This window comes from Actinomadura napierensis, from assembly GCF_039529375.1.
Taxonomy (GTDB): domain Bacteria; phylum Actinomycetota; class Actinomycetes; order Streptosporangiales; family Streptosporangiaceae; genus Spirillospora; species Spirillospora napierensis.
In genome coordinates this window covers 1-518 of the sequence record NZ_BAAAMR010000433.1, presented here as the reverse complement: position 1 = coordinate 518, position 518 = coordinate 1, and the positions used below count along the sequence as shown (strand labels likewise).

Below are 518 nucleotides of genomic sequence, written 5' to 3'. Positions count from 1 at the left end.
AGGTGTCCGGCGTGAGTGACGTCCAGGTCAATTTCGACCAGAAGACGGCGACCGTCACCTACGATCCCGATAAGGCCCAGCCCGAGGCACTGACTGAGGCGACCGCGAACGCGGGATACCCCTCCACAGTGCAGAAGTGAGGTCACGATGAGCGCCATTGTCCTTGAGTCCGTGCTGACTTGCCCGCGCTGCGGCTTCGCCAAGCCGGAAACCATGCCCACGGACGCCTGCCAGTTCTATTACGAGTGCAGCAACTGCAAGGCGCTGCTGCGCCCCAACCCAGGGGATTGCTGCGTTTTCTGTTCGTTCGGCTCGGTGAAGTGCCCGCCGATCCAGCAGCAGCTTGGGTGTTGCTCATAGCGTTTAGGGGGATCACAGGTCGTCGTCTGGATTACGCAGTGGCCGCAGCTCGCCGCGCGCAACTTCTTCCGGTACCGCAAAGGAATACCGCCCGAGCATGTTGATGTGCTCGTAGATCAGCGGCGATAGCCGGGCCAAATCCTCTTCCAGCACTGGAT

The 518-nt window shown here is 61.2% G+C and carries 2 protein-coding genes; both read left to right on the top strand.

The annotated features are described in order from the left end of the window. The first annotated feature begins 2 nt into the window (after window positions 1–2). A complete protein-coding gene (locus ABD296_RS50335; protein WP_455363895.1) occupies window positions 3–140 on the top strand; it encodes a heavy-metal-associated domain-containing protein in 138 nt (45 codons plus the stop codon). 7 nt (window positions 141–147) lie between these two features. Next, window positions 148–360 carry a GDCCVxC domain-containing (seleno)protein gene (locus tag ABD296_RS50330; protein ID WP_003089113.1) on the top strand — a complete coding sequence of 71 codons (213 nt, stop codon included), beginning with the start codon at window positions 148–150 and terminating at the stop codon, window positions 358–360. The last annotated feature ends 158 nt before the right edge of the window (window positions 361–518 follow it).